The organism is Lactobacillus gasseri ATCC 33323 = JCM 1131 (genome assembly GCF_000014425.1).
GTDB lineage: Bacteria > Bacillota > Bacilli > Lactobacillales > Lactobacillaceae > Lactobacillus > Lactobacillus gasseri.
Map to the genome: position 1 here is coordinate 1515118 of NC_008530.1, position 22354 is coordinate 1537471.

Sequence of the window (22354 nt, forward strand, 5' to 3'; positions counted from 1 at the left end):
CTAAAACTTCTTTGTCATGTAATTAAAGATAGGTTCGCAAGAATTAAGATTGTCAACCTCATCAATTAACTCACGCCAATAAAAACGTTGCTCTTTATATTGATGATCGTCAGGATGCCTTAAAACTTGCAGAAGTTCTTTTTGTGAATTAACACATGGACCGGGTGTAACATCCTCGTATGGACTCAATAGTAAACCACGTACTTTTTCGTACTGCTTTAAATAATTAGTAATAAAAATAATTGGCTTATCTAAGTACAAGTAATCAAAATAAATTGATGAAAAGTCTGTAATTAGGAAATCTGTATTTCCGAGTAGTTCATATAAGTCGAGATCGTTTTTAAATAAATAATCATTATTTAAGAAGGCGATGTTTGAAAACTGACTGTTAAAATCCTCGAACATCCGCATTTCATAAGGATGAAGCTTCACAATTAAATACTGATGCTTTGCTTTTAAAGCATCATTTAATTCATAAGGATCAAAATCTTGAAAAGCAAAATAATTATATTTTCTTATCTGCTCCATAACAAACGGATCTTCTAACTCATAACGAAAAGTTGGCATGTAAATTCCGATATGTGCTTGATCATCCCTAGTCTTAAATAAATCTGCTAGTAATTCTTCTTTAGAGATTGCTGGATGATTAATGTAATCAATTCTAGGAAAGCCCAGTTTTTGATATTTTTTACCTTCAATTGCCATGCAAGCGCTCATTAAGCTTTCGTAGAGGTCAGAGCTTGAAGTTACCATATCTGCATTTTTATGCCATAGCTTTTGATTACGCTTATTATCTCGATAGCGCGTATTATGCGCCATAAAGCCCATTCGCTTCAATGGCACGCCATGCCAGAATTGAATATTAACTTGATCTCGTCGTGCTTTAAAAGGCTGATGTGTAGTAATTACATATTTAGCTGCACCAATTTTCTTCCAAGTTTCCCATGATAAGTGAGAAGATGGCCAAGGTTCAACTAAGGTAATGTTGTAATCAGGATGATTGGTCTTAATATTTTTATAAAATAAATAGCCGTTTGAGCCAGATCTACCTGAGCCATTTAAAACTACAATATTCTTTTCTTTAATTGGTCGAAGACTTGCAAGGAAGTTCATTCCCCATAAGTACAAGCGAAAAAATAAACTTTTCATTTAGATGTTCCTCAGTAAATGGATAAACATTTGTATATACGTCTTATTGTTCATTATTAAGGGTATAAAAAAAGCTTGAGTAAACTCAAGCTTTTTTTGATTATTTGACAAAACTTTATTTTCTTTTCTTCTACTATTCCATTTCATTTTATTTCTATATTTTCCATTTAAAGTTTCATATAATTCATAACTAGATAGACCTTTATAGATTGGAGATTACAATATGAACATTGGCGAAGCATTAAAACAATATCGTACTAGCGCAGGACTGACTCAAAAAGAATTCACTCAAAATATCCTTTCTCCAGCGCATTACTCGAAAATAGAACGTAATCTACATGAAATTTCAGCAAATGACCTGCTAAAACTGTTGAGTCAAAATAAAATACGTTATTCAGATTTTTTCTCATCCCTCGATCAAAACAACGTAAACGACCAAGATGAAAAACTTAGTGAGCAATTATTATCTGCTTACTATGATCGAAATCTCGATAAAGCAAAGGAAATCTATACTCAAATTAATACATCTAATGATGATTTACTTAAATTACAAGCTCAACTTATTCTCAATACTCTACAATCAGGTCGTCATAAATTTCCTAAAAACAAAGATAAAATTATACAAAAAGTCTTTTCAGGTACTCATTGGCTCAATGATTCTCACAAAATTCTGATATTAGCTACCTTTATTGAAGTTCTTGATCCCTTTGACTTACCTTTCTTTTTAAATCAAATTTATCAGAAATATCAAAACAATCTTGGTAAACAAACTCTAAAAATTCAAGAAAGCGTTGCATCTTTCTGTATCAACTATTTATATTCAGCATCCCAAAACAGAAATATTGGTTCAACTAATAAAGCTATTCAACTATTAACTCAATTAACAGAATATCCCGAATTAGGTATTGAGAAAATTATAGGTTATTACTATCATTGTTACTTTACAAATCAAAAAGAACAATTAAAGACCATTATTACTATTTTAAAGAAAAGTAACTTAAGTAAAACAATAAATATCTTGCCACAATAAACTGCATATACGCAACTCGCTGATCAATTATGCAAAAAAAATCCTCTTCATTACGCAAATACCTTATCATTTATCTCATCTTAAATGAAAAGAGGAGTAACAATGAAAAAGTTTATCAACAAAAAATTTTTTGCCTTAAGCATCTTGCTTTCATGCTTGAGTGGCTTAGAATTGCCTTTTGGAACTTGGTCATATTCAGAAATATTCTCTTTAATTACTGAAAAAAATATTCCTAATACTATCAGGATGGTAGCAGTTATTACTATTGCCCAAATTCTTTTGGTCATTATTAAGTATTTGAATACACGGATACTTAACAGAAATATCGCTTGTTTTAATCAAAACGTGCGTGAATTTCTAATGAAAAGCAACTTTATTGAAATCAGTGAAAACAATGTATCAAAGCAAATTTCTTTTCTTTCAAATGATCTTAACTTAATAGAAGAGAACTATTTGAAGCAACTTTTTCAATTAATTTCAATGATTGTAACAATTGTCGGTACTTCAATAGTTGCAGTTGGCAATAGTTTTTTATTAACTTTAGTTTTTATTTCATTCGCTATTTTTTCAAGTATTATCCCTAAGTTTTTTAGCAAAAAAACAGCTCAACAATCAAATAATTGGAGTACTTCTACTGGAACTTACATAACATTTATGTCCGATTTTTTAAAGAATATTAGGACAGTTTTAAATTACAATGCATTAGATACCTTTATTAAAAAAGGGCAAAAAATTATTACTCAATCTACTGAAAATAAGAGATTACGTGATAATACAATTGCTAAAAGCAATTTTTGGGTTAATATATTCGTTTATTCTTTTGACTTTTTACCTATTGGAATAGGAATAATTATGGTCATCAAAGGGATGCTTACTCTAGCCTCATTTGTAGCTGTCCAATACTCCAGTACTTGGATTATTAACAGTTTTTACAGTATTAATAGCTGCCGTAATCAAATGTCATCAGCCAAACCTATGATAGATAAGCTACTTTCTTTTAAACCAGAAGAATTTGACAAAAATATTCCTAATTCTAACCTAAATACCTTAACCCTTAACAATATTAGCTTTGGATATAAGCCAGGAGAATTAGTACTAGACAAAATCAACTTAAAAATTAAAAGAGGTGATAAATTATTACTTACTGGTAAGTCTGGTCAAGGAAAGTCTACTCTTCTTAATCTTTTAACTGGTCAACTAAAACCTACTAAAGGAAACGTGCTCGTCAATGGGATGACCAATCAAAATTATACATTTAGTGAGGTACAACAGACTTCTCAAATATTTAATGATACTTTACTTTTCAACCTAACATTAGGTAAAAAGTTTGATGATTTCAAAATTACAGAAGCTATCAAAAAGGCTGGACTATTGCCATATGTTAATCGGTATGGCTTAAATACGATTATAGAAGAAAATGGAAATAACTTATCTGGCGGTGAAAAGAAACGAATAGAATTGGCACGAGCTTTTCTATATGAAAGAGATTTTTTAATTGTTGACGAAGGGACAGCTTCGCTTGATCCCATCACAGCTAATCAGATTCATGAAGTGTTCTTAGATTCTCCATTAACAGTAATTGAAATAGATCATCATATTCCACCTAAAATTATGCAAATGTTTAATCATCATTATGATCTGCACAATAAACGATTAGAACGTATATTTTAATTTATAAAAAATGTAGCTAGAAAATTTAAACTAGCTACATTTTTACATACATATTTTTTATTTACACTTAGAAGATAATATTTATTATTTTCTAGCAGTACGTCTTTCAAAGAACTTAACAATTTCAACAATGATAATCATCAAAAGTCCTGCAATAATTACAACCAACCATTGCATCCCATCTAATTCAGTCACATCAAAAATCTTAGTTAAAAACGGAATTTCCACTGCAGCCATAACTAAAGCAGAAATAATAATTGCTCCGTTGAACCACTTATTTTCAAATGTTTGTCCTCTAAAGATTGACTTGTGAATAAATTTAGAGTTAAAGGCATGGAACAATTGAATTAAGCCTAAAGTAAGGAAGGCCATAGTTAAAGCATCTGCATGTTGCATAGCTGCGTTTCCAACGTGAGGTCCGACATGTAAACCAAACTGATATGCACCTAAAACTAAAATACCTTCTAAAATACCTTGATAAATAATCGAACTTGCAACACCGCCGCTAAAGAAGTTTGATTTTCTACCACGCGGCTTCTTCTTCATAATTCCTGGCTCTACTGGTTCAACACCCAAGGCAATTGCTGGTAAGGTATCAGTAACCAAGTTAATCCACAACAATTGCACTGGCATTAGAATATCCCAACCAAGCATTGTCATCATGAAGACTGTTAAAACTTCACCAACGTTACAACTCATTAGGTAAAGAATTGCCTTTTGAATATTCGCAAATACTTTACGGCCTTGCTTAATTGCTTCAACAATTGTTGCAAAGTTATCATCAGCTAATACCATATCAGCTGCACCTTTTGATACTTCAGTACCTGTAATTCCCATGCCAATACCAATGTCAGCTTGCTTTAAACTAGGTGCATCATTTACACCATCCCCAGTCATTGCAACGATCTTATTATTTGCCTGCCAAGCTTTAACAATTCTAACCTTGTTTTCAGGAGATACACGAGCATAAACGCTGTAGTCTTGAACGTGCTTGTTAAAATAATCATCTGACAACTTATCAAGTTCAGCACCTGTAATTACGGACTTATCTTTGTCTGAACCTGCTTCTAATATACCTAAACGAGAAGCAATTGCAGCAGCAGTGATTTGGTGGTCACCAGTAATCATAACTGTTCTAATACCAGCGCTCTTGGCTTCTGCGACAGCGGCTTTAGCCTCTGGTCTTTCTGGATCAATCATTCCGACTAAACCAGCAAAAATTAAATCTTGCTCAACGTTATTAGTAGTTGGATCGTCATAAGCCTTATCCACAACCTTGTAAGCCAGTCCCAAAACACGCAAGGCTTGTTCAGCCATATTCTTGTTAGAAGCTAAGATGTTTTCCTTTTCACTGTCAGAAATTGGTGTTACTTGACCCTTTTTTTCGATCTTAGTTACACGTTTTAATAATTCGTCAGGGGCACCCTTTACAGCAACAAAGAATTTATCACCATAATGGTTAACCGTCGACATTAATTTTCTCTCTGAATCAAAAGGAACTTCTTGAACACGGCTATCTTTCTTAAGTAAATCTTCAACTTTGACATTTTGATCAAAGGCATATTGAATCAAAGCTGTTTCAGTTGGATCTCCTAAAAGCCGTCCACCATCTTCAATTTTAGTGTCGTTAGCCAAAATCATGGCCATCATAGCTGGATTATCTACCTTAACTGCCTCTTCATCATTATGAAGTTCACCATCATAGTAAACTTTTTCAACAGTCATTTGATTTTGCGTTAAAGTACCGGTTTTATCAGAACAAATAATATCTGTTGCACCTAAAGTTTCAACAGCAGGTAGCTTTCTAACAATCGCCCTATGCTTAGCCATCGTTTGCGTACCAAGAGCTAAAATAATCGTTACAATTGCCGGTAAACCTTCTGGAATTGCAGCAACAGCTAAGGAAACAGCAACTAAGAACATGTCAATAATTAACTTATTAGTTGGCTCGCTTCCTTGCTTGGTAAACATCCCCACAACAAAGACAATTACACAAATTGCTAAAATCATGATGGTTAATGTCTTACCAAGTTGATTTAAGTTTTCCTTTAATGGAGTAGCTGTTTCATCGGCATTGTTTAACATTGTCGCAATTTTACCGACTTCAGTCTTCATTCCAGTTCCAACTACAATACCTTCTGCTCGACCATAAGTTACATTAGTATTGGCATAAGCCATATTAACGCGGTCACCTAAAGCTACATCATCAGCTTTTAAGATGTCGCTATCTTTTTCAACCGGAACTGATTCACCAGTCAAAGCAGACTCTTCAACCTTTAAACTAGCTGTCTTAGCTAAACGCATATCAGCAGGAACAACGTCTCCTGCTTCAAGTAGCACAACATCACCCGGCACAATGTCCGTACTTGGAATTTCTAAAATTGCGCCTCCGCGCCTTACATGAGCATTCGGCGTCGACATTTCTTTCAAAGCATCAATTGCCGCTTCTGATCTAGCTTCTTGAATCACGCCTAAAATTGCATTTAACAAAACAACAATCATAATAATTGCTGCATCAGTCCACTCATTAGCTACAACTCCTGACAAGACTGCAGCTACAATCAAGACAATGATCATGAAATCCTTAAATTGATCGATAAAGCGCATGAACATACTGCGCTTTTTCTTTGATGCTAAAGAATTAGGACCTTCAGTTGCTAATCGCTTCTTAGCCTCATCATCAGTCAAACCATTATCTAATGATGTGTTCAATTCTTTCTCTATTTGAGAAATATCTTGAGCATAGTACTTTTCTTTCAAAGCCAATCCCCCCCAATAACTAAAAAAGACTTATGACCAGTTATCAGTCATAAGTCTCACTAATTAAGATAAGTCCAGAGATATCCATCTCGGTTGTTGAACTTATCGCAATAACTTGCCGTTACTCTCTTATGCAGTTTTATTATATTAAACTAACGAGTCCGATACAAGTTTAGTTCTTTTTATAAAAATCATCAAAAATAGTTACTGGCAAGTGACGCTTGTGCTCACTCTTCTTCCATAACTTTTCAATTTGCTCAGCAGCTTTTTCACTTACTTCTTTACCTTCTAGGTAGTCATCAACTTCCTTGTAAGTTACGCCTAAAGCTACTTCATCTGGTAAATCTGGCTTTTCTTCTTCTAAGTCAGCAGTAGGTGCCTTTTCATACAAATGCTTTGGACAACCAAGTTCTTTAAGCATTGCCTTTCCTTGGCGCTTGTCTAAACGGAAAAGAGGAGTAAGATCTGCTGCACCATCGCCGTACTTAGTGTAAAAACCAGAGAAATTCTCTGCAGCATGGTCAGTTCCTACAACTGCGCCATTATTTGCACCAGCAATTGCATATTGCACAACCATTCTTTGACGAGCCTTAATATTTCCCTTATTAAAATCAGTAATCTTTTGACCAGTTGCTTCAACCACTTTTACCATAGCATCAACTGGATCTTTAATATTTACGATTAGATCCTGATCAGGCTTTTGAAAGGCAATTGCATCCGCAGCGTCACTTGCATCAGCTTGAACGCCATAAGGAAGACGAACAGCGATAAATTGATAAGAATCATCACCAGTCTCTTCACGCATTTCTTCAATTGCCATTTGGCAAAGCTTACCAGTTAAGGTTGAATCTTGACCACCGGAAATTCCCAAAACATAACTCTTTAAAAATGGGTTTTCTTTTAAATAATCTTTTAGAAAATCAATTGATTTACGAATTTCCTTTTGGGGATCAATTTCTGGTAATACATGTTCATAAGCAATAATTTTTTCTTGTAATGGACGCATTCTAATATCCTCTTTTCACAATTCGGCTACGAATATCATTAATCAAGTTTACCTTGTTGTCATATAATTTTTGCGATAAATCGACTGGGTAGTCTTGTGGGTTCAAACTACGCTTGTATTCATCCCATAAGCCATCCAAGTTATTTGCGGCAAATTCTTTCGTTTCTTTAAGAGTAGGTTCTTGATAAACTAATTTTCCTTCATGGAAAATTTCATGTAACAAAGGACGAGCTGTATAGTCTGTAACAACCTTATTGATGTAAGTGTATTGAGGGTGGAACATGAAAAGAGCATCGAATTTTCTTGGGTCTTCATCGTAGCGTGATACCCAGTCACCTTCATTTTTCTTTTCAGAATTAGCTTGGATTCTCCAAACTTGCTTTTTACCTGGAGTAGATACCTTTTCAGCATTTGAAGAAATTTTCAAAGTGTCCCGCATATTGCCATCTTTATCTTCAATAGCAACTAGCTTGTATACACCACCTAGAGCCGGTTGGTCAAAAGCAGTAATTAATTTAGTACCAATTCCCCAAACGTCAATTTTTGCACCTTGCATCTTAAGGTTTTGGATAGTCTTTTCATCTAGGTCATTTGAAGCATAGATCTTTGCATCAGGGAAGCCAGCATCATCTAATTGCTTGCGCACTTTTTTAGAAATATATGCCATATCCCCTGAGTCAATACGAACACCTTGGAAGTTAATCTTGTCGCCCATTTCTTTAGCAACTTTAATAGCAGTTGGAACCCCGCTTCTTAAGGTATCGTAAGTATCCACTAAGAATACACAATCTTTGTGTGTTTCCGCATATGCCTTAAAAGCATCGTATTCGTTATTAAAGGCTTCAACTAAAGAGTGAGCGTGAGTACCAGCAACAGGAATACCAAATAATTTTCCTGCTCTCACATTACTAGTAGCATCAAAACCACCAATATATGCTGCACGAGTTCCCCAAATGGCTGCATCAGTTTCTTGAGCACGACGTGAACCAAATTCCATTAAACCATCATTACCGACTGCAACTTTAATTCTAGCTGCCTTAGTCGCAATTAAAGTTTGGAAATTAATAATGTTCAAAATTGCAGTTTCAACTAATTGAGCTTGTGCCAATGGTCCTTCAATTTGCATGATTGGTTCATTAGCAAAAACCAATTCACCTTCTCGAGCACTACGAATAGTTAGTTTTAATTTTAGATTACGTAGATAGTCAATAAATTCATCATCATAACCACAAGTTTCCTTAAGATATTTTAAGTCGCTTTCTTTAAAATGGAGGTTATTTAAGTATTGAATAACATGGCTTAAACCAGCATTAACTGCGTAGCCGTTACCAAAAGGTTCTTTCCTAAAGAATACTTCAAATACTGAATTTCTTTCACTTATACCTTTTTTAAAATAGGTGTACATCATATTAATTTCATACAAGTCTGTATGAAGAATTAACGAATCGTCTTGATCAATTTGTGGGTAAAACATTTTGTCTCCCTCATCACTACTAAATAAATAATTTTTTTCTTGTACCTTATTATAATCAAAGATACGCAGATATCAAAAAGAGACACCAAAATTGATGTCTCTATAAACTTCTTGCCCTACTTATCCACAATCTTTACATAATCTCTAATCGTAAAAAATTCTAAAATTTCAGCTAGTTTTTCTTGATCTTGCTTGTTCGCTACGTAAAGGCTGGTTCCCCGACTAATTATTTTCATTAAATTACCATAAAAAGGCGCTAATTTATTTTGCTTGAACTTTTGAGTAAATTCTTCAATATCTGCGCCATGATACACTTTTAGATCTTTAGGAATTGTGACTTCTATTTTCTTTTCAGAATTATAATTAGTACTAAAATCTACAATTGTTTGTAAGTAAGGTTGCTTGCTATTCTTAAATCTATTTTCAATAATTAACGGAGTAATTTCTTTCAATGGGGTCTTGCCCTGCTCAAAAATTACTGGACAAAGTGAAGCAATATGACACTTATTAAATACATAATAAATAGCAGCTTGAAGACGATAAAATGGAATTTTGATTTTACTGGTAATGTGATGCAGAGTGCGTAATTCTGCTGCTAAACTAATAAGCGGATCTTGATTCAATTGCTTATCTGCTGTCTTTTTCTTTTTAACAACTCGATATTTTAAACCTACAAAATTACCATTGACCATTCTCAGGCCTAAATTAGTTTGAGCATCATACCAAGATGGCATCCCATTCACTAAATAGTTTTCTCGCACACTAGTTTCAAAAACTTCTCGGCGCCAAAAAGCATAATTAGTATAAATATTTACACCCATGCCGAGCGCTGTTTTTACCAGGCTAATTTGATTACGATAATACGGTCTAATTAAGTGCAATTTACCATCTTTTAAGCGTTGATACATTGCTCGAATTCCAACAAACACTCCATCGCATTTTTCACCGTAAAGTGTACTAGCTGCACGATAAAAGACATTCCGATTAAATAAGACTTTATCAGCATCTAGAACAAAAATTATTGAACCTTCCACAAATTTTGTTCCATATTTAATCGCATGCAAATAATTATGTTGCTTTTGTTTATGATACTTAAGCGGTAAAGGTGTATTTTCTAAATACCGTTTAACAATTGTTTCCGTTTCATCACTTGAACCATCATTAATTAAGATTATCTCCCAATCACGGTATGTCTGATTCCTGATTGATTCTAAAGCCTCAACAATTGTCTTAGCACTATTGTGAGCTGGAATAATAACTGAAATTTTTCGCTTATTTCTATCTAGTTCAATGTTACCGAATACGTTAACTATACATAAATCTATTATCAAGACTAAAACTAAATAGCTAGTATTAATTACATTTGATTCAGTAATAATCAAACTACCTTCATTAATGATTAAAAATAATAAAGTCCCTAAAATTAAATGGCTGTTTACGTTTAAATGACTTTTAATTTTTATGTAGACAATTGCTCCAAGAATTTCTAATAATAAAGAAATTGCTTCAATATTCCAGGAAAGATTTTTAAAGACAAAGTCAGTAAACTCAGGTGTGTACCAAACTAGCGAAACGAGCAAAACAATTAAATAAACACATAATAAGAAAGGTCTTAATTGCTCGCTAAAAGTAACTATCACTCTAATTACATAGAAAATAAAAGTTAAAACAGCAACAATTAAAATTAAGATTGTTCCAGACCTAATTGATAATTGAGCTAAAATATTTAAATTTAAAAAAAGTAAGACTAAATTTTTGGTATTAAAATGCCTATCTAAGAAATACAAGGTTCCCATATAGGCAATTATAGCTAAACGGTATAGCGATCCTACTTCAGTAAAAGATAAAATTTCAATCTTGTTCAAAATCGCTGTCAAAGTTAGAAAAACTGATAAATAGCTCAAAGCCTTCTCTGCAAACCACTGATCTAAATCTTCAATTTCAATTGATAAAGTTAACAAAAGCAGGATTAAACCATATGCCGCACTAATTATAAAAAAGCCATTATCGCCATGCCAAATATTGCTACTTAGTTCAAAAATTAGCGGTAGAATTCCAATTAAAATTGCTAGCAGACTACTTTTATGATAATTTTCCACTATTTTTCACCCAAGATAAATTTGTAATAATTTTCAATTGCCACTAACTGATTCCTCATTGAAAAAGCACGCATCAAATACAGCTTTTCTTTTTTTGCCATCTCTTCAAGATCTTCTCGACTACTTGAAATTGCTTGCTTTAGCTTTTCACTGATATCATCTAAATTTCCAATTTTAGCAACAAATCCGTATTTTTCACTAGGAATCATCTTTTCAATGTCGCCTACATCAGTTGACATAATTGGCACTAGATTATCGCTAGCTTCAAGTAGTACCAGAGGGAAACTTTCTGAATAAGATGTTAAAACTGCCAGATCCATTTTTTGATATAGTTTGCTAATCTCTTTCTGGTTCAAAAAGCCATGAAAAGTTACCTGCGAACTAATTCCTAAATCTCGGGCAAGTGCTCTTAAATTATTAAATTCGCTTCCATCACCAGCAATATGTAAGCGAACATTTTTATCATCAATCTTTTTAATAGCTTTTAAAAGTAAATCTTGCCCCTTAACTTTTTCCGTCCTTCCAACATTAATTATATTGAAATAAGGATGAGCATATTTTTTAGGTAATTCTTTATTGTCATGGAAAAAGATCCCATTATAGATTACACAAATTTTAGTTTTCGGGATGCCTACCTTTTCAACTAAAAGGTCAGAAAAATTCTGCGTAATCGCAAAAATACCATCAGCCTTTTTTAAGGCCATAATATTTAGCTTAGTAAAAATATTTCCAACCATTCCGCGTCCTTCAAAATCTTTTAAAGGATCAGAGTGAACTGTGATAATCCACTTGGCCTTAATTTGCTTCTTAATCATCGAAACAAATAAATTAGCTCGCGCACCATGAGTATGAACGATATCAAAGTTGCCATTATTAATGAATTTAGCGAGTCTTTTTAAAACAGTTAAATCATAACGACTTTGGGCACCTAGAATCGTTGTCTTAATGCCTGCTTTTTTAGCAGCTTTGGCCACCGGACCATCTGCTAAGGTCAACAGTTCAAAATCAGCATCTTCTTGATTAGCTTCTGTTAATAAATTAACAATATGAAATAGGCCACCGCCCTTTTCCAGTCCGGCATTAATATGTAAAACTTTCATTTAATTTATATTCTTCCTATTATTTTTGCTTTTTAGACTTTTCTACTTCAACTACAAATTCTGGTAAGGCCAGCATCCGTTTAAAACGCGTTGGATTGGTAATCAGGCGATAAAACCATTCAAGATGAGTCTTTTGAAATACCTCTGGAGCTCGTTTAACCGCACCAGAAAAGACATCAAAACTTCCGCCTACTCCCATCATAACTGCTGGCACTTCTGCTTGCCGTAATAAAGAAATTAGCTCCTCTTGTCTAGGAAAACCAATTGCTGCAAAAACCATATCAGGCTTTGCATTTTCAATTCTGTTAGCAACGGTTTGGAGATCATCCTTAAAATAGCCATCTTCAGCTCCAACTAATTCGATTCCAGGATAATCTTTAGCAATTTTTTCCTTAGTAACTTTCATTACCGCAGGCGTTGCACCAATTAAATAGACACGAAGTTTTCTTAAATTTCCCACATGCAAAAGCCAAGTAAACAAATCATAGCCTGTTACACGTTCCTTGACTGGGGTTTTAAGCATTTTCCCGCCCAAAACAATTCCAATTCCATCAGCTGTAACTAAATCAGCATCCCTTTTGATAAGTTCCATAAATTTAGGATCTTTATTTGCAGCCATTACAATTTCAGGATTAGCTGTTACCACCATAGTCGATACCTTATTATTTAAGCGGTTAATTAATCTATCTTTAAATTCTTCTAACGAATAATTATCAAATTCTATTCCTAAAATACTAACTTTATTCATGCTCTGTTTTTTAACCATTTCTAATCGAAATCTATCTTTACTTACCATTTTAACAAAAAAGTACTACAAACTTTTTTAAACATAAAAGTTTCACTTTTCTCTACTTCTGCTAGAATAGTAACTATTATAAGGGAGTATTGATTATGAAAAAAATTATTACCTATGGTACCTTTGATCTTTTGCATTACGGTCATATCCGTCTTCTAAAAAGAGCGCGTGCATTAGGAGACTACCTAATAGTTGGACTATCAACAGACGAATTTAATGAGTTTAGCAAGCACAAGCAAGCATACAATAATTATGCCGAAAGAAAATATATTCTTGAAGCAATTCGATATGTTGACCAAGTTATTCCTGAAGAAAATTGGGATCAAAAAATCAGCGATGTCCAAAAGTATGATATTGATACTTTCGTAATGGGGAATGATTGGGAAGGAAAATTTGACTTTCTAAAGCCCTACTGTAAAGTAAAATATCTTGAAAGAACACCTGGAATTTCTACTACCCAAATCAAAGAAGACTTAAAGTAAAAAATGCATAGTACAGTCAATAAATCAAATTTAACTGTACTATGCATTTTTATTTTTCAAAAGTAAACTCAAATCTTTCAGCTACATAAGATGCACGAACATATTCAAAAGGATAATGATCGTTAAGTTCTGTAACTTGCCGTCTCGTTACTAATGGTTCACCCTTTTTCACTGATAATAAGCGTGCTTCATTTTCATTAGCAACAGATGCACCAATATTTTCAACTACGCTACCAATCTTATAACCACCGTTTTTTTCAAGAGTTTGGTATAAACTACTTGAAATCTCATCTTTAGAAAAACGTGAAACTAACTTGTAAGGAATTGTAGCTACTTCATAACAAATTGGCACATTATCCGCAAAACGAACACGTTCCATTCTTAAAACATTATCCGTATCCTTAATCTTTAACTTTTCTTTTTCAGATAAAGAAGGCTTAGTGACGCGGTAAGATAGTAATTTACTAGAAGGAACTTGACCATTAGCACGAGTTATATCAGTAAAACTCATAATTCCAGACATTTTTTCTTGCACTTTTTGACTAGACACATAGGTTCCGCTCCCTAAGCGTCTTTCTAAAATACCTTCATCTTCCAAGGTTTTAATTGCTTGACGTAATGTCATTCTAGAAACGTTAAACTTCAACGCTAATTGCCGTTCAGCAGGGATTCGTTCTCCAACTTTATATTTTTTATTTTCAATATCACGCTTTATTTGGTTGTGAATCTTAATATACATTGGTTCTTGCATGATAAACCCTCACTTCATTATCCTATCAAGTTTATTTTAGCTTAAAGTAGCAAATTAGTCATTGTTCTTCTTTGCTTCCCAGCGCATTCCTAAAATATTTACATTAGGGCGACTATTACATTCAACTTCTAAGTCTTTGCTACTACTTGAAACAATATTCAACTTGATCTTAGCATCATCTTGAACTGCCAGCGTGCTACCATTAGGATTAATAATTAAATCTCGGCCACCTAAACTCGCTTGCCCATTTAAAGCTAAAAAGTATTCGAAATCATCTCTCCCAGAAAAAGCAACTCTAGTCGCATCAGCGCTTGCCTTATCCTGAAAATCCGCATGGCTCACAATACTTGAATTATTTAGCGTAATTTTAGCATTGTCACAAGCAATTAGACGATCTATTTTACTATTTTGAATTAAAGTTCTGGTATTCTTATCAATAAAAACTCCGCCTTTAAATTCAGATTGTAATATATTCACCCAAGAATCATCAGAAATGTAAAAGCTAGAATCATCATTTTTTTCAACAGTCGAATTAAGCATATTTACCCAAGTCTGCCCATGAATCAACCCATAAGAAATCGAAGTATTATTCAAATCAACTTCTGCATTTGAGTCAGGATAAGTACTTAAATTACCGTGAATCACGCTATTAGAAATAATTGCCGTTCCTTTTCCTTGAATGCCTAAAGCCGCGTAATCTTTAGAATCATAATCAATTAAAGAATCAGTCATGGTCAATCTAAAATCAGCTTGAGCAAATAAAGAAACGCTAGAATTTAAAATTCTACTTGAAAATAGCTCAAGGGTGCACTTACCATTTACAGCAATTGCAGCCATATCATTTTCATCACCATAAAGATTGGCATTACGCAAAGTCAGATAAGTATCTGCATCGTCTTCAATATAAATAGTATTATGGTCAGATTTAGTTTGAAGGCAAATATTTTCTAATGTAAAAAAGCTACAATCACTATCAAGTACGAAAAAGCCACTAATTACAGTTTCTTCTGGTGTACTACCTGTTCCCTTGATAGTAATATTGTTTACTGCTAAGCCTTGATTTAGCTCATAAAAACCCGGTGCAAGCAATAATACATCATCAGGCTGTAAGTCTTTTAATGCGCTTTTCCAATCAGTCCCATCTCCGCGACCACTAACTTTAACAAGACGTGTCATATCGGCCAATCCTTTCTACACATAAATTTCACACATTATTCCTTCAAATTTCAATTTTTTTAGCTTAAATATAATTGTTAATGGAGGTAACTATGATTAACATTACTACAAATCAATTAGCAGAAATTCTAGCAAAAGATTCTACAATTAATTTATATGATTTACGAACACCAATTGAATTTGCATCAGGGCATATTCCTGATAGTCATAATCTTCCCTTTGAAGAATTAAAATACTTCAATGATCCCAAAAACGAGACCTACTATTTCATTTGTCGGTCTGGAGACCTTTCTCATTATGCTTGTCAAACCTTAAAAGCTAAGGGTTATAAAAACCTAATTAATATTAATGGTGGCATCCTTAATTGGAAAGGTAAAGTTCAGAGTTTAACTTAAAAAATATAATATAACAAAAAAGGTCATCAAATGATGACCTTTTTTTCGGGTTGGGTGTTCTTTCGAACGATTGGGTTAGCTGGATTCGAACCAGCGCATGATGGTACCAAAAACCATTGCCTTACCACTTGGCTATAACCCATTTGATTGAACTTTTACTTGTTGTTCAATGCAACCAGCTGGAATAATCCAGCAATGGAGGCCAGTGGATTCGAACCACCGAACTCAGAGAGAGCGGTTTTACAGACCGCCGCGTTTAGCCACTTCGCTAGGCCTCCGAAACGTTACTTAATTATAATAACGAACCACCTAGCAAAAAGCAAGTAAAAAAATAAAAAAGTTGGAATTTTTCCAACTTTTTATTTTCTAATTTTCTATTTTAATTGAGCAATATGCTTTTTAATAATTCCAGCTGATTCTTTTAGTTTTTCATCTTCTTCACTAGTCAACTCTAAAGGAATAACTTTTTCTACTCCATTTTTACCAATAATTGCTGGATAACCAATATACGTTCCAACTTCATCTAAGTAAACCGAAGCTGGGGCAAATAAGCGTGCATCGCTAAAGACAGCCTGAATTAAACGCACTCCGCATGTAGCGATTGCATAGGAAGTATAACCTTTACCAAAGGCAACTTTCATTGAGTTCTTATTAGGCTGTGCGCTCAATTTTTCTTCTTGTTCCTTTGTAAACAATTCTTTAGCGGACTTGCCATTAATTGATACCGTTGACCAAGCAGTAAATTGAGATGCCCCATGTTCACCTAAAACAAAGCCAGCAACATTTCTTGGGTCTTCGTTTAGTTCTTCACCAACAATTCTTTGCATTCTAGCTGTATCTAAGAAAGTCCCTGTGCCAAACACTTGATTTCTTGATAGGCCAGTCGTTTCTTGCAAAATAGTTGAAATAGCATCACATGGGTTTGAAATATTAATTAAAACGCCATTGAAGCCTGATTCTTTAATTTTTGCTCCGACTTCTTTAGCATTTTTAGCATTAATTTCAAATTCACCAAATCTATCCCCAGTTTTAACTGTTGCGGCAATATCACCAAAAGAAGTTATGATAATATCTATATTCTTTAAATCGCTGTAATCGCCTAAAAAAACATTAACATGATAATCATTTCTAGCTAAAGTATCACGTAAATCATTGTATTCAGCTTCTGCCTTAGCTTGATTTTTATCTAATAAATATAAATTATCAACAATTCCATGAGTAAACAAAGTGAATGCGACTGTTGCACCAACGTGTCCCATTCCAATTACGGCTACATTTCTCATTATAATTCCCGCTTTCTATAAAATTCTTACACCTTAAGGATAATCCACTTAAAGCAAGTTTTAAATTGTTTTTAGATTTTTTGACTAGAAACAATTTTTTCATGCTGCTTAATGTTCTCAATTCGCTTCTCATTTCTTTTTATAAGCAATAAAAATAAAGCTTCAATAATTGTAAAAGCTGCTACACGAGAAAAATAATATTGATTTTGCAAAATTGTTTGTCTAACACCAGTCTTTAAGTGATAGTCACTTGCTAAAGCAATTGGAGAAGCAGGATTATTAGTGATACTAATGACTTTTAGCTTGTTTTTATGGGCTAACTTTATTTCCTTTAATAAAGCTGCTGATTCCCCAGAATTTGAAATAACGATTAGACAATCTTTCCTGCCTAAGTTCATTGTTTGAGCATCAGCTGTTTCAACATTTCCACCAGAAGCAAATGATAATAAACCGATTTGATTAAATTTGTAGACAGCATCGGCAGCTACTGGATAAGTATCACCTTCTGCACTAATCTGGATAACTCTGCTTGCTTCAATAATAGAAAGAATTTTTTCTAATTTTTCGGTTGGAATTTGACTTAAAGTAGCGTGAATTTCACCAACTTTATTCTTTTCTATCTCTCCTAACGCAGCTTGCATATCATCTTTGGGGAGTTTTTTTAATGATTCACTCTCTTTTTGCCCAATACATTGTGCTAATAAAATCTTTAGCTCGTGAAAACCAGATAAGGATAAATTACGGCAAAATCTTGTAATAGACGCATCACTTACATTCGCTCTTTTAGCTAATTGAGAAATTGTAATGTTGATAACTACTGCTGGATTCTTGAGAATTGTTCTGCCTACCTTTTGATCAGAAGTTGACATACTACTCATTTGTGCATAAATTTTATCAATAATATTTTCCACAGTTTTACCTCATTTCATAAAAATTATAGCATGATTGTAAAATTATTTTCACACATTATTATTTGACTAAAATTATTTTTAATATTATCATTTGCTATGTAAATAATTTTCATACAATTTATCAGTTGAAAATAATTAACAAGGGTTTTTCATGTCAATAATTAGTAAAGTGGTGTGGAATCTATCTTTTTGAAAAAATAGCCGCTGAAAATGCAAAAGAATATGTTTTATTATTACCAAAAGAGCGTTTTAAAGAGATGCTTAATCCTACTGTTTCCTTATGTATTGAAATCATTCCAAATTGTTTAAATAATTTAATGACTAAAATACCTCAAGAATATACCGCTAAGGTTCGTCTAGACCAGTCAGTAGCATCATTTGCTCATTCGCCATTGGGCAACTTTTAATTGATATTTATCCTAGCAATTCTTGGTTAGACATTGAACAATTAAATGATTTTCTTCTAAAACAAAATGGCGTTGTAAGTAGTTCTTATTTTAAAAACCTTGTTACGAGCATTATCACTGAAAGCAACAATAAAGCAATTGAAATAAAGAAAGGATAATTAAAATGACAAAATATAATTGGGGAATTATTGGTACCGGTTGGATTGCACATGAAATGGCAGATGCTCTTCAAACAGTTAAAGGCGAAGTATATGCAGCTGCTAACCCGAATGAAATTAGTTTAAAAAAGTTTGCAGCTGAAAAGAACATCAAACATTTATTCACTAATCCAGATGAAATGATTCAAGATCCAAATATCGATATCATTTATATTGCTACACCACATACTTTTCATTATGACTATATCAAAAAAGCCTTAAAGGCTGGCAAACATGTTTTCTGTGAAAAGGCTATTACGGTCAATGCAGACCAATTTGATGAAGTTGAAAAATTAGCCAAAGATAAGCATTTGATTCTATCTGAAGGATTTACGCTTTATCATATGCCTATTTATCAAAAAGTTAAAAAATTGATTAGAGATGGTAAGCTTGGTCAAATTAAGCTGGTCCAAGTTAACTTTGGTAGTTTAAAAGATTATGATCCTAATAATCGCTTTTTTAATAAAGATTTAGCAGGTGGAGCTTTGCTTGATATTGGTGGATACGCTACTGCATTTGCCAGAATGTTTTTATCAAAGCAACCTGAAAGTATTCTTACCACAGTAAAATTTTTTGAAACTGGTGTTGATGAACAATCAGGAATCATTCTTAAGAATACTAAAGATGAGATGGCAGTCATGGCTCTTTCAATGCGAGCTAAACAACCAAAGCGTGGTGTAATTTCTGGAACTAAAGGTTATATTGAGATCTCAAATTATCCGCGTGCAACAGAAGCACAAATTACTTATACAGCTAGTGCCCATGAAGAACGTCATGAAACAATAAATGCTGGAAGTACTTCTGAAGCTCTTGAATATGAAATCAAAGACATGGAACGTTATATATCCCAAGGACACGATGATGGTGAACTAGCTATTTCACGAGATGTAGCCCATATTTTGACTAGTGTCCGTACTTCATGGGGAATGAAATATCCTTTTGACGAAAATAATCGTATATAAAACATAAAGACTAGGAAAAAATTCCTAGTCTTTTTATTAACTAATGAAAATTGTATTTTTAGCTTTCCAGTCTCTAATCTTTATTCCAACCCAAAAGCCATAAATACCAAGAGTAATAATCGTTAACAGAAGCCACTTTATCCAATTGCCAAATAAACCAAATGCACTTCCGATAAATTTCATCCGATGTCCTTCGATTACAGTATGATTGATCTCCCATCCATAAATCATGCACACCGCCCAAGGATAACAAATACCGAAAGTACAAACTGTAATAATTGTTCCTAATAGGTGCCAGCCAATGAAAGATAGCAGCCCACCATCAAAAAATGAATTACGACCATGTCTTGTTTCCATCAGAATAAGCCTCATTTCTAAGTACAAAAAAAGCCAGGTAAAAACCTGGCAAAACTATTGGGTTAGCTGGATTCGAACCAGCGCATGATGGTACCAAAAACCATTGCCTTACCACTTGGCTATAACCCATCCTTCAAGCCTTTTACTTGTTGGCTCTATTTGAATGAACTTAATCACTCAACGCTTAATATCATATTATAAATAGTAAAAGCTGTCAACAAAATTATCAAAATAAACATTATTATCTTCAAATAATTTCAAATAAAAAAGACCACCAAAAAGGTGATCTTCCTAATTATTAATTCAGTTGATATTAGTACCAACCGTTAGTTTGCCAGAACTTTTGAGCACCAGTCCATGAACCGTAACGTGATTTTACGTAGTTATCTGCTACACGTTCTTGGTTTGCTGCTGAGTAGTCTCCACCAAGATATGATGCTGATAATTGGTATTTACCAATGTATTGACCATTTCTTGCTGAGTATGAACCGCCTGATTCACGTCCTGCAATCCAAGCCTTAGCTGCAGCTTCAGAGCCAGATGCGTTTGAAGTGTAGCTAGTAGTTGATTGGGTCTTTTGTGCTACTTGAGTAGTTTGTTTTTGTGCTGGAGCGTAGCTGTAAGTTCTTCGTTGTACTGGAGCTGAGTAAGTACGTTGTACATTGTAGTTGTAGTTAGTCTTAGGTGCTTGTGCAACAGTTTGATGTTGTACTGGTGCTTGAGTTTGTACTTGGTGTTGTACAGGAGCTTGCTTAGTTTGAGTTGAAGCTTGTGCTTGAACATTTTGTGAAGCAGCTGGAGTAACTTGTTTTGCTGGTTGTTGTACTGGTGCACTTTGAGTAGTTTGTGCTTGTTGTACAGCAGTAGCAGTTTGTACTGGTGCTTGAGTAGCAACACTAGCAGTAGCAGTATTTCCACCTTCTACAGTGTACTTAGCCATGATCCATTGGTTTGCACCAAGATCGTACCACTTATTACCCATAGCATCATAAGCAGTTCTGATAACTTTCCAAGTAGTACCATGTACTAATTCCTTGCCAGTAAAGTGAGCATTTTCAACGCCATCCCAAACGGCAACAGTAGAATTTGCATTATTAATAGTTACAACATTAGTATCATTTTGAACAATAGTAGCAGCTTGTGCGTCATTAGTATTTTGTGAATTTAAAGCTACCAAACCAGTTGCGGTAAGGGCAGCAGCTGCAAGTGACTTAGTTAAGATAGATTGAAATTTCAAGAGAAATTCTTCCTTTCGTATTTGTCAGTCATTTAATTTACAAGTTATATAATACAGCCCTAAAATTTCAAAACTATAACATAAATGCTACTACATTATTAAATAAAACAGCCTTATATTACATACTGTGTAATATTTGTAATTTAAGGGCGCTTTCTTGTAATATTTCTTCAAAAATAAAAGAGACATCAACTGATGTCTCTTTATTAATTATTTAGCTAATTTTAGTACCAGCCATTTGCTTGCCAGAAGCTTTGAGCATTACTCCATGAACCGTAACGTGATTTTACGTAGTTATCTGCTACACGTTCTTGGTTTGCTGCTGAGTAGTCTCCACCAAGGTATGATGCTGATAATTGATATTTACCAATGTATTGACCATTTCTTGCTGAGTATGAACCACCTGATTCACGGCCTGCAATCCATGCCTTAGCTGCTGCTTCAGAACCAGATACGTTTGAAGTGTAGCTTGATTGTGATTGTGCAGGTTGTGCTTTTTGTACTGGAGCTTGTTGAGTTTGAGTATTTTGTGCTGAAGAGTATGAGCCTACTGAAGTCTTAGGTGCAGAATATGAACCTTGAGTAGTTTGAGTTTGTGCAACAGTATTGTATGAGCTTGCTTGTGAAGTAAACAATTCTGAAGCAACGTTAGGATCAACAGTATCTTTACCTAGACGAGTATATTTAGCCATTACCCATTGGTTTGCACCAAGATCATACCACTTGTTACCAGCATCATCATATGCAGCTTTGATAACTTTCCAAGCAGTTGCATGTGGTAAATATTGTCCAGTCATTTGTTTATTAGGACCATATGAATTCCAAACTGCAATACTCTTATGTGGAAGGTAATTAATTGTAACAACCTTTTCTTGTTGACCAACAGTAACTTCTGCAGCCTTTACAGTATTTTGAGTATTATTTACAATCGCAGCACCTGCTAAAGTAAGAGCAGCAGCTGCAGCAGTTTTAGTTAAAGTAGATTTCAAATTATTGTTAAGCATATTCAAAATTAAATTCTCTCCTTGATAAATTCGATTTGAATTATTTGTTTCGTCAATTTCAATTTACAGCATATATAATACATGCCCAATATTGCAGAATAGTTCCT

Annotated in this window: 20 protein-coding genes and 3 tRNA genes; 6 read left to right on the forward strand and 17 right to left on the reverse strand. The window is 33.8% G+C overall.

The window, feature by feature from the left end:
• Positions 1 to 1149, reverse strand: coding sequence for a CDP-glycerol--glycerophosphate glycerophosphotransferase (locus tag LGAS_RS07500; protein ID WP_003646844.1), 1149 nt, complete (start codon positions 1147 to 1149; stop codon positions 1 to 3).
• 223 nt (positions 1150 to 1372) lie between these two features.
• Between LGAS_RS07500 and LGAS_RS07505 the strand changes: the two genes are divergently transcribed.
• Together LGAS_RS07505 and LGAS_RS07510 are read left to right on the forward strand one after the other, a co-directional pair.
• Positions 1373 to 2179, forward strand: a complete 807-nt coding sequence (locus LGAS_RS07505) for a helix-turn-helix domain-containing protein (protein ID WP_003646843.1) — start codon at positions 1373 to 1375, stop codon at positions 2177 to 2179.
• Positions 2180 to 2281: 102 nt separating this feature from the next.
• Complete coding sequence (locus tag LGAS_RS07510) at positions 2282 to 3850, forward strand: ATP-binding cassette domain-containing protein (protein WP_003653802.1); 1569 nt, start codon at positions 2282 to 2284, stop codon at positions 3848 to 3850.
• A gap of 84 nt (positions 3851 to 3934) precedes the next feature.
• On the opposite strand, the gene LGAS_RS07515 is transcribed toward LGAS_RS07510, so the two are convergent.
• The 6 genes from LGAS_RS07515 to LGAS_RS07540 all read right to left on the reverse strand — a co-directional run bounded on the left by LGAS_RS07515 (position 3935) and on the right by LGAS_RS07540 (position 13037).
• Complete coding sequence (locus LGAS_RS07515) at positions 3935 to 6610, reverse strand: calcium-translocating P-type ATPase, PMCA-type (RefSeq protein ID WP_003646842.1); 2676 nt, start codon at positions 6608 to 6610, stop codon at positions 3935 to 3937.
• A gap of 172 nt (positions 6611 to 6782) precedes the next feature.
• A complete protein-coding gene (gene nadE / locus LGAS_RS07520) occupies positions 6783 to 7616 on the reverse strand; it encodes an ammonia-dependent NAD(+) synthetase (RefSeq protein WP_003652856.1) in 834 nt (277 codons plus the stop codon).
• A 1-nt stretch (position 7617) separates the two neighbouring features.
• Entirely contained in the window at positions 7618 to 9090 is a 1473-nt protein-coding gene (locus LGAS_RS07525) for a nicotinate phosphoribosyltransferase (protein ID WP_003646840.1), read from the reverse strand.
• A gap of 116 nt (positions 9091 to 9206) precedes the next feature.
• Complete coding sequence (locus LGAS_RS07530) at positions 9207 to 11189, reverse strand: glycosyltransferase family 2 protein (RefSeq protein ID WP_003653794.1); 1983 nt, start codon at positions 11187 to 11189, stop codon at positions 9207 to 9209.
• Complete coding sequence (locus tag LGAS_RS07535) at positions 11189 to 12289, reverse strand: glycosyltransferase (protein WP_003646839.1); 1101 nt, start codon at positions 12287 to 12289, stop codon at positions 11189 to 11191. Before LGAS_RS07535 ends, LGAS_RS07530 begins: the two co-directional genes overlap by 1 nt.
• A 19-nt stretch (positions 12290 to 12308) precedes the next feature.
• A complete protein-coding gene (locus tag LGAS_RS07540; RefSeq protein ID WP_025012225.1) occupies positions 12309 to 13037 on the reverse strand; it encodes a WecB/TagA/CpsF family glycosyltransferase in 729 nt (242 codons plus the stop codon).
• A gap of 143 nt (positions 13038 to 13180) precedes the next feature.
• Here LGAS_RS07540 and tagD point away from each other — a divergent pair, with 143 nt between their 5' ends.
• On the forward strand, positions 13181 to 13567 hold the full coding sequence (gene tagD, locus LGAS_RS07545) for a glycerol-3-phosphate cytidylyltransferase (RefSeq protein WP_003646836.1): 387 nt from the start codon (positions 13181 to 13183) through the stop codon (positions 13565 to 13567).
• 49 nt (positions 13568 to 13616) lie between these two features.
• Here the strand turns inward: tagD and LGAS_RS07550 are convergent, their stop codons facing one another.
• A complete protein-coding gene (locus LGAS_RS07550; RefSeq protein WP_003646835.1) occupies positions 13617 to 14318 on the reverse strand; it encodes a GntR family transcriptional regulator in 702 nt (233 codons plus the stop codon).
• A gap of 54 nt (positions 14319 to 14372) precedes the next feature.
• Positions 14373 to 15494, reverse strand: a complete 1122-nt coding sequence (locus LGAS_RS07555) for a hypothetical protein (protein ID WP_003652860.1) — start codon at positions 15492 to 15494, stop codon at positions 14373 to 14375.
• 92 nt (positions 15495 to 15586) lie between these two features.
• Between LGAS_RS07555 and LGAS_RS07560 the strand changes: the two genes are divergently transcribed.
• Positions 15587 to 15889, forward strand: coding sequence for a rhodanese-like domain-containing protein (locus LGAS_RS07560; RefSeq protein ID WP_003652862.1), 303 nt, complete (start codon positions 15587 to 15589; stop codon positions 15887 to 15889).
• Positions 15890 to 15959: 70 nt separating this feature from the next.
• Here the strand turns inward: LGAS_RS07560 and LGAS_RS07565 are convergent.
• The 4 genes from LGAS_RS07565 to LGAS_RS07580 form a co-directional block, all read right to left on the reverse strand.
• Positions 15960 to 16031: transfer RNA gene (locus LGAS_RS07565), tRNA-Gln, on the reverse strand.
• 54 nt (positions 16032 to 16085) lie between these two features.
• A tRNA-Tyr gene (locus LGAS_RS07570) sits at positions 16086 to 16167 on the reverse strand.
• A 96-nt stretch (positions 16168 to 16263) separates the two neighbouring features.
• Positions 16264 to 17172, reverse strand: coding sequence for an L-lactate dehydrogenase (locus LGAS_RS07575; protein ID WP_003646832.1), 909 nt, complete (start codon positions 17170 to 17172; stop codon positions 16264 to 16266).
• Between the two features lie 71 nt (positions 17173 to 17243).
• Positions 17244 to 18083 (reverse strand): MurR/RpiR family transcriptional regulator, encoded by an 840-nt coding sequence (locus tag LGAS_RS07580; RefSeq protein WP_003646831.1) that lies wholly within the window; start codon positions 18081 to 18083, stop codon positions 17244 to 17246.
• A 197-nt stretch (positions 18084 to 18280) separates the two neighbouring features.
• Between LGAS_RS07580 and LGAS_RS09715 the strand changes: the two genes are divergently transcribed.
• Positions 18281 to 18490, forward strand: coding sequence for a ribose 5-phosphate isomerase (locus LGAS_RS09715; RefSeq protein WP_230577969.1), 210 nt, complete (start codon positions 18281 to 18283; stop codon positions 18488 to 18490).
• Between the two features lie 163 nt (positions 18491 to 18653).
• Positions 18654 to 19649 carry a Gfo/Idh/MocA family protein gene (locus LGAS_RS07585; RefSeq protein ID WP_003646829.1) on the forward strand — a complete coding sequence of 332 codons (996 nt, stop codon included), beginning with the start codon at positions 18654 to 18656 and terminating at the stop codon, positions 19647 to 19649.
• A gap of 36 nt (positions 19650 to 19685) precedes the next feature.
• Here LGAS_RS07585 and LGAS_RS07590 read toward each other — a convergent pair whose 3' ends face one another.
• The 4 genes from LGAS_RS07590 to apf (LGAS_RS07605) form a co-directional block, all read right to left on the reverse strand.
• Complete coding sequence (locus LGAS_RS07590; protein ID WP_003646828.1) at positions 19686 to 20006, reverse strand: DUF898 family protein; 321 nt, start codon at positions 20004 to 20006, stop codon at positions 19686 to 19688.
• Between the two features lie 57 nt (positions 20007 to 20063).
• Positions 20064 to 20135, reverse strand: a tRNA-Gln gene (locus tag LGAS_RS07595).
• 184 nt (positions 20136 to 20319) lie between these two features.
• On the reverse strand, positions 20320 to 21243 hold the full coding sequence (apf, locus tag LGAS_RS07600) for an aggregation-promoting factor (RefSeq protein ID WP_003656826.1): 924 nt from the start codon (positions 21241 to 21243) through the stop codon (positions 20320 to 20322).
• A 224-nt stretch (positions 21244 to 21467) separates the two neighbouring features.
• A complete protein-coding gene (apf, locus tag LGAS_RS07605; protein WP_003646826.1) occupies positions 21468 to 22247 on the reverse strand; it encodes an aggregation-promoting factor in 780 nt (259 codons plus the stop codon).
• Positions 22248 to 22354 lie beyond the last annotated feature (107 nt).

Bases quoted from the DNA above. Each gene is read 5' to 3' on its own strand.
- LGAS_RS07500 (WP_003646844.1), bottom strand. From the start codon at position 1,149: ATGAAAAGTTTATTTTTTCGCTTGTACTTATGGGGAATGAACTTCCTT.
- LGAS_RS07505 (WP_003646843.1), top strand. From the start codon at position 1,373: ATGAACATTGGCGAAGCATTAAAACAATATCGTACTAGCGCAGGACTG.
- LGAS_RS07510 (WP_003653802.1), top strand. From the start codon at position 2,282: ATGAAAAAGTTTATCAACAAAAAATTTTTTGCCTTAAGCATCTTGCTT.
- nadE (WP_003652856.1), bottom strand. From the start codon at position 7,616: ATGCGTCCATTACAAGAAAAAATTATTGCTTATGAACATGTATTACCA.
- LGAS_RS07525 (WP_003646840.1), bottom strand. From the start codon at position 9,090: ATGTTTTACCCACAAATTGATCAAGACGATTCGTTAATTCTTCATACA.
- LGAS_RS07535 (WP_003646839.1), bottom strand. From the start codon at position 12,289: ATGAAAGTTTTACATATTAATGCCGGACTGGAAAAGGGCGGTGGCCTA.
- LGAS_RS07540 (WP_025012225.1), bottom strand. From the start codon at position 13,037: ATGAATAAAGTTAGTATTTTAGGAATAGAATTTGATAATTATTCGTTA.
- tagD (WP_003646836.1), top strand. From the start codon at position 13,181: ATGAAAAAAATTATTACCTATGGTACCTTTGATCTTTTGCATTACGGT.
- LGAS_RS07550 (WP_003646835.1), bottom strand. From the start codon at position 14,318: ATGCAAGAACCAATGTATATTAAGATTCACAACCAAATAAAGCGTGAT.
- LGAS_RS07555 (WP_003652860.1), bottom strand. From the start codon at position 15,494: ATGACACGTCTTGTTAAAGTTAGTGGTCGCGGAGATGGGACTGATTGG.
- LGAS_RS07560 (WP_003652862.1), top strand. From the start codon at position 15,587: ATGATTAACATTACTACAAATCAATTAGCAGAAATTCTAGCAAAAGAT.
- LGAS_RS07575 (WP_003646832.1), bottom strand. From the start codon at position 17,172: ATGAGAAATGTAGCCGTAATTGGAATGGGACACGTTGGTGCAACAGTC.
- LGAS_RS07585 (WP_003646829.1), top strand. From the start codon at position 18,654: ATGACAAAATATAATTGGGGAATTATTGGTACCGGTTGGATTGCACAT.
- LGAS_RS07590 (WP_003646828.1), bottom strand. From the start codon at position 20,006: ATGGAAACAAGACATGGTCGTAATTCATTTTTTGATGGTGGGCTGCTA.
- apf (WP_003646826.1), bottom strand. From the start codon at position 22,247: ATGCTTAACAATAATTTGAAATCTACTTTAACTAAAACTGCTGCAGCT.